The organism is Methylobacterium sp. W2 (assembly GCF_020662345.1).
Lineage (GTDB): Bacteria > Pseudomonadota > Alphaproteobacteria > Rhizobiales > Beijerinckiaceae > Methylobacterium.
In genome coordinates this window covers 1-1834 of the sequence record NZ_VMOA01000085.1, presented here as the reverse complement: position 1 = coordinate 1834, position 1834 = coordinate 1, and the positions used below count along the sequence as shown (strand labels likewise).

Annotated in this window: 2 protein-coding genes; both read right to left on the bottom strand. The window is 67.2% G+C overall.

All coding sequences use genetic code 11. The annotated features are described in order from the left end of the window. Positions 1-182 precede the first annotated feature (182 nt). On the bottom strand, positions 183-944 hold the full coding sequence (locus FPV16_RS25790) for an amino acid ABC transporter ATP-binding protein (RefSeq protein ID WP_227441356.1): 762 nt from the start codon (positions 942-944) through the stop codon (positions 183-185). After that, the coding region (locus tag FPV16_RS25785; RefSeq protein ID WP_227441355.1) for an amino acid ABC transporter permease at positions 941-1834 on the bottom strand (894 nt) is incomplete at its 5' end. The genes FPV16_RS25785 and FPV16_RS25790, both read right to left, overlap by 4 nt.

Sequence of the window (1834 nt, the reverse complement as noted above, 5' to 3'; positions counted from 1 at the left end):
GCTCAGGCTGAAGACGCTGCCGACGACGAGGAAGCGCAAAATACGCACGCGATACGCTTTCTACAAATACTCAACACCTTGAATACCGCTTTTAAACCAAGGCCGTTAACGAACCCGAGCATCGCCGTCCGGTCCGACCGTGCCATTTTCTGACCCTTCCTCCCGTCGCGGGCGGGCGACGATCACAGGATCTGGCTGAGGAAGGCCTTGGTACGGGCATGGCGCGGCCTGTCGAAAAACTCGGCCGGCGGCGCCACCTCGATGACCTGGCCCTCGTCCATGAAGACCACGCGGTCGGCGACCTCGCGGGCAAAGCCCATCTCGTGGGTGACGCAGAGCATGGTCATGCCGCCGCGCGCCAGCTCGGCCATGGTGTCGAGCACCTCCTTGACCATTTCCGGGTCGAGCGCCGAGGTCGGCTCGTCGAACAGCATTACCTTCGGGCTCATGCACAAAGCGCGGGCGATCGCCACCCGCTGCTGCTGCCCGCCCGAGAGCTGGCCCGGAAACTTGGCCGCCAGCTGCGGGATGCGGACGCGGTCGAGAAAGCCCATCGCCAGTTCCTCGGCCGCCGCCCGACCCATCCGCTTCACGTGGATGGGGGCGAGCGTACAATTCTCGAGCACGGTGAGATGGGCGAACAGATTGAAGTGCTGGAACACCATGCCGACCTCGCGGCGCACGGCATCCACGCTGGCCTGCGTCCCGGTGAGTTCGATGCCGTCCACATGGATCGTGCCCTGCTGATGCGCCTCGAGACCGTTGACGCAGCGGATCAGGGTCGATTTGCCCGAGCCCGAGGGACCGCAGATCACGATCTTTTCGGCCTTCGCCACCGCGAGGTCGACATCGCGCAGAACGTGGTGGGCGCCGAACCACTTGTTGACGCCGGAGAGCGCGACGGCGGGGGAAGTCTGCGGTGTCGTCAAGGCTTCACCCGTCATCGTCTCTCCCCCGCCGCGAGGCGACGCTCGATGAACCCGGCATAGCGCGCCATGCCGAAGCAGAATGCGAAATAGACGAGGGCGGCGAAGGCGTAGGCGGTGGCCGGGATGGTGGGGGCCGACCAGCGCGGATCGGCGCGGGAGGCTTCCAGCACGCGGATGAAATCACTGATGCCGATGATGGAGACCAGGGTCGTGTCCTTGAACAGGCCGATGATGGTGTTGACGATGCCGGGCAGCGCCACCTTCAACGCCTGGGGCAGCACGACGAGGCGCAGGCCCTGCGCGTGGCTGAGGCCGAGAGCCGCCGCCGCCTCTTCCTGTCCCTTCGGCACCGTCTGCAACCCGCCGCGCACCACCTCCGCCATGTAGGCGGAGGCGAAGAACGCGATGCCGACGAGGGGCCGCAGCAGGCGGTCCACGGTGATGTCGCCGGGCAGGAACAGCGGCAGCATCACGTTGGCCATGAACAGCACCGTGATCAGCGGCACGCCGCGCCAGAACTCGATGAAGGCCGTGGAGAGCACGCGCACCACCGGCAGGGTCGAGCGCCGCCCCAGCGCCAGCAGGATGCCGAGCGGCAGGGAGAACACGATTCCCACCGTGGCCACCACCAGGGTGACGAGGAAGCCGCCCCACAACCCCGTCGCGACGGTCGCCAGCCCGAGGGAGGGCGCGCCGGAGAGGAGCAGGTAGGCGAAGACCGGGAAGACCAGGAAGGCGAAGAGCGCGCCGAGATCGCGCCGGGGTGCCCCAAGCCAGAGCATCCATCCGGCGGCGAAGGCCAGCAGTGCGACGGCGAGGTTCGGGCGCCAGCGCTCGGCGGCGGGGTAGGAGCCGTAGGCGAGGTAGTTAATCTTGTCGGCGATGAAGGCCCAGCAGGCCCCCAC